The organism is Cyanobacteria bacterium GSL.Bin1 (assembly GCA_009909085.1).
Taxonomy (GTDB): Bacteria; Cyanobacteriota; Cyanobacteriia; order Cyanobacteriales; family Rubidibacteraceae; genus Halothece.
On record JAAANX010000012.1, the window covers coordinates 1 to 4,334 of the forward strand.

Annotated in this window: 5 protein-coding genes; 3 read left to right on the forward strand and 2 right to left on the reverse strand. The window is 44.2% G+C overall.

The window, feature by feature from the left end; all coding sequences use genetic code 11:
• Nucleotides 1–176 precede the first annotated feature (176 nt).
• Together GVY04_00300 and GVY04_00305 are read right to left on the reverse strand one after the other, a co-directional pair.
• The gene (locus GVY04_00300; GenBank protein ID NBD14617.1) at nt 177–2,219 is read right to left on the reverse strand and encodes a CHASE2 domain-containing protein; all 2,043 of its coding nucleotides are present in this window, start codon (nt 2,217–2,219) and stop codon (nt 177–179) included.
• Nucleotides 2,220–2,221: 2 nt separating this feature from the next.
• Complete coding sequence (locus GVY04_00305) at nt 2,222–2,563, reverse strand: hypothetical protein (protein ID NBD14618.1); 342 nt, start codon at nt 2,561–2,563, stop codon at nt 2,222–2,224.
• A 253-nt stretch (nt 2,564–2,816) separates the two neighbouring features.
• Here GVY04_00305 and GVY04_00310 point away from each other — a divergent pair, with 253 nt between their 5' ends.
• From GVY04_00310 to GVY04_00320, 3 genes are all read left to right on the forward strand, one after another.
• Nucleotides 2,817–3,161 carry a hypothetical protein gene (locus GVY04_00310; GenBank protein NBD14619.1) on the forward strand — a complete coding sequence of 115 codons (345 nt, stop codon included), beginning with the start codon at nt 2,817–2,819 and terminating at the stop codon, nt 3,159–3,161.
• Between the two features lie 119 nt (nt 3,162–3,280).
• A complete protein-coding gene (locus GVY04_00315; protein NBD14620.1) occupies nt 3,281–3,649 on the forward strand; it encodes a hypothetical protein in 369 nt (122 codons plus the stop codon).
• Nucleotides 3,650–3,778: 129 nt separating this feature from the next.
• Nucleotides 3,779–4,129 carry a hypothetical protein gene (locus GVY04_00320; protein NBD14621.1) on the forward strand — a complete coding sequence of 117 codons (351 nt, stop codon included), beginning with the start codon at nt 3,779–3,781 and terminating at the stop codon, nt 4,127–4,129.
• The last annotated feature ends 205 nt before the right edge of the window (nt 4,130–4,334 follow it).

Genomic DNA, 4,334 nt, shown 5'->3' on the forward strand with positions numbered 1-4,334 from the left:
TCTAATCCAAACTAGAGAAACATCTGGAAGTGTTTACTCGCTAACCGCTCATGGCTCTATTCGCAGCTACGGGGAGGTGATCTCTCCCCAATCCCCCACCTACTTCGTGAGGTGGGGGTCATTGAATCAGCTATGGGATTTTTAAAAAGTACTATTCGTCTGATTATATCTGGAAATTATTCGGTAGAAGGTGTCATCATCACGGCATGATGCCAAGTTAACGTGACGCGATAACCTCCTGTTTTAAGGGGAAATGCTTGCCAATGACCATCGGGTAACTCTCGGGCTACAGTTTCCATCATTTTAGTACCATAGCCTAGCGATCCCTGAGCAGTCGGTTGCTCTGCCTTGGCGGCATCATTTTGAACCACCAGTGTACAGTAATCACCCTCAAGGATTAACAAGATTGTTACCTGGCTGGCATTCCCCTGAGGGGGCTGAGCATGTTTAATGACATTCGTCATTGCTTCTCGAAAAAACATAAAGATATCTTCTCGTGCATCCAGCCATTGACTATTCCAGAGCGTTTCTTCTAGAGGTTGCAGATCGTCTTGTACCGCTAGGGTCAATTTCCCCATTCCCTGTAGTTGGTGCAGATGATGACGAATACCCGCTACAAGTCCTTGGCGTAGCTCTGGCGTGACTTCCAACTGTTCAGCCATGCTGCGAATGTTTTGAAGGTAATGACGAATATTGCAGCCGATATCGGAAAGCTTATTGACGACAAAGTCGGGTTCACGAGGTAACTCGAGTTCCAGTTGATCCATTACCAATCGCAAATCCTGAAGCGGTCCTTCATGAATGCCAGAAGCAATACGGTGCAAGAGCTTACGAGTTTGTAGCACGATTGCTTTCGATTCCGCTGATTTGAGTTGAGCAATTTCGTATTGTTGCTGCATAATCAGTTCCTGTTGCGCCTGATACATCAACCAACCTTGAATAATTAACCCGGTTAAGAACCAAGTGATCACTGGGAAAAACACAGGTAACACAATTTGCTGGGCTGTAAAAACTAAGGCAAACCCAACATATAAGCTTAGGGTTACTAATAGTAACAAGGCAATAAACTGACGTTTTCGCAAGCTATGACGCTGAAACCTACAGTTAATCCAATAACTGAGCGCGATCGCGCCAGCGATAATGACCAATTGGACCACCCAACGCGGTGGCAGCCGATACACTCGATTCGTCATCAAGCTTGCTAAAATATTGGCTTGTACAGCAAGACCTGACATCGGTTGACCGCCTGGTCCTTGCACTGATAAAACTGCTTTTGTATTTTGTTCTGGTGCAATAAAGCCAACAATTACAATTTTCCCGCGGATTTGTTTCTCAATGTCTGGTTTGAGATCCTCGGAACAAGAACCATTTTTGAGCGTTAAACAAATCTGCTCAAACTGAAAATTTGGGAAAATATCGATGCCACCAAAAAAATGAATCTTGATTGGCCATTGATATTCTACTAGTTCAGATGCAGAAAAATAATTGGTACTAACATCGCGATTGACCGTGGCTGGGCGGTCAGCGCCGGTCCCTTCCTTTAAGAAAGGTGTACCGCTGACTTGCTGCCGAGATTTAAGCAGCGCTAAAGATAATGCCGAGTAAAACTTACCCTGAGTTTGCCCCAAACTGGGATCATTGTAGTCAAACACACTTTGTAAATGGGCGATGCGGGCTGCTCCCTCTAGACTAGGTGCTTCATTATCAAACTCGTAAAACCCCTGAATCGCTGTCACATCATAAACCGACTGCATCCGGTTTCCCACTAATGGCGGCAATAAATGATGATAGGTTTCAATTTCTGTAATATTGGACGAAGTCACCGGAGCCGTTGGTGTCACTAGTACAATCTGCTCGTTGTACTTTTGAATCAGTTCCTGTAACGGTAGATTTTCAATCGCTGAAGTTTCATTCACCCAATTATCTAACAAGTTCAGAACCACCACTTTTGCTTCTGCTTCCAATAGACGCTTCACCAGAGCAACATAGCGGGTTTGCTCTCCTCCCACTCCGATCAGGTCACTTTCGCGAAGACCAACCAAAGCAATTTGATCACTTGGAGACTGAGTTGATTGTTGCCAGAGTATCAGTTGATCTCGGAGAAGAAACTCTAGATGTCGCAGCGCTGAGACCTCAGACAAAATTAAACTAAAAAACAAGCTACAGCCAATACCAATACCCAACACACTGAATTTGGGAAATTTCAGCCGTTGACTCATAGTTAATCTGAGGGATGCAAACGATAGTGAATTACTCGATACGGGTCATCTTGATAGAACTTAACCTCTAGATTTTGACTTCCTGGGAAAAAATTCCATACTCCTGAGGCAGTTGTCACTGAAGAATTCCTTGACAACTGTACGCGCTTACCAGCATCTGGCCCACTTAAAAACAAGACCCATTCAAGCATAAGATCATCAGCTTTTAATTGTAGCTTAGGCACAGAAGCTCCGTTCCCTGCACCGCGTACAATGCGCCCCCCTCCTTCCCAACCTTGATCCGCCCATGCTGGAGCTGCCGCGATCACAAACCAAAGGGAAAGAGGAACCATGTAGATGATCAATGCTCTCAGCCTAAATTGCATATAAAACGGTGACAGCTAACACCACAAAATCTAAATCATATGTATAATCTAACCCACCTAAGATGACTTTAACCTGCGTCAACCCGCAATATTTAATACTTAAGTAAGCAGGTTTATATACGCAAATTGCTGATTCAATCTTGCGTAAAACCCGATAGATTTTCCTTAATAAAACCGATACTGTAAACCTAGACGTTTGAAACGAGCCAATCACTTACATAGGCAGAGCAAAATGTTGAAAAAGATCGGTACCTTGGCAATCTTCAGTGCAACTTTTCTGGGACTAACAACAACCGTTAATGCTAATGAAGTCATTAATCAAACTAGTACTCAGGAAGCTACAATTGCTGGAAATAATAACCAAGTTACCCAAATCATCTATCAAACCAATGTCCCTGGACGCGGGCTTTCTAAACCTAGATCAAATGGTCGCGGCAGAGGTTCTCAACATCGCTCGCAAGTGGTACAAGGTTCTTTTCAAACTACAGAAATCAACGGCAACAACAATGCTGTTTATCAACAAACCATCCAAAACAACCGAGGGAATCCTATCCGTCGCGGATGGAATAAGCGATAACAACAGGCTGAGTGATGTTTAGAGAGCAACTCTAATTTTGATCAGCTTTACCTTACTCACTCAGAAACTTCCAACTCACACCGATTAACCAAGTGTCTTTACTTATTGAGGAAACGATTATGTTGAAAAAGTTTTTTGCCTTTGGTGTCTTAGGAACAGCGACTTTTGGTCTTCTCGCTTTGCCGGCTCAAGCCGATACAGCAGTGATCCAAGAAAGCGATAACTATACTATAATTGATGGAACTAATAACAGTGTCCAACAATCAACTTCTCAAGAGAGCAGAACACGTACAACCAGTTCGCTTCGTCACAAGAGCCGTAGCAACAATGCTGTTATTCAAGAGTCTGTGGGTACAGCTGAGGTTTATGGTCGGGGTAATGAGGTTTACCAAGAACAAACTCAAACGAGTGTAATCGAAAAAGTGGAAGAACAACGTTCTCGTCGTGGTCGCGGTCGCGGTCGTGGCAGAAGATATTATGAGGATTAATCTCTAGTTTTATTTGATTATCTTCATTTTCCACCCTACCGGCAGCAGCTAGCGATTAGCCTGCCGGCCAATGGGCTTCTTGTAGGTGCCTACCTGAAAAAAACATCTCTGTGTAGGAGACTTCTCCTGATGAAAAGTATCTCTAAGTTTAATTTTTGGTTGGGCTTTCTGGCTGTATTCAGTATGACGACAGCACCAGTGCTAGCTCAGACCAACCGCCTTAATGTTAATACCGGTCGAGTCAATGTCAGAATGAGTGAAAATGGCACTCTCTCTATCAGTACAAATGATCGGTATGTTAATGTTTCACCGACAAGGCTAGAGGTTCCCAGCTATCGTTCAACCTCCTGGCAACGAAGGGATGTACCGCGTTACTCGAGTCGAGGTTGCCAAAGTCGAAATCATCAAAGCAGTCGCATCTCGCGCATTGGCAATAGTCGTGTTTATACTCGGCAGAGTAGTAAGGTACGAGTTTGTTAAGAATCAATGCTTCCATAGCAAGTTGGAACCTCAGTCTTCAATGACCCCCACCTACTTCGTGAGGTGGGGGATTGGGGAGAGATCACCTCCCCGTAGCTGCGAATAGAGCCATGAGCGGTTAGCGAGTAAACACTTCCAGATGTTTCTCTAGTTTGGATTAGATGTAAGAGGGCGGAATCTCGCCCAACTGGGTTAGTCCAGGACA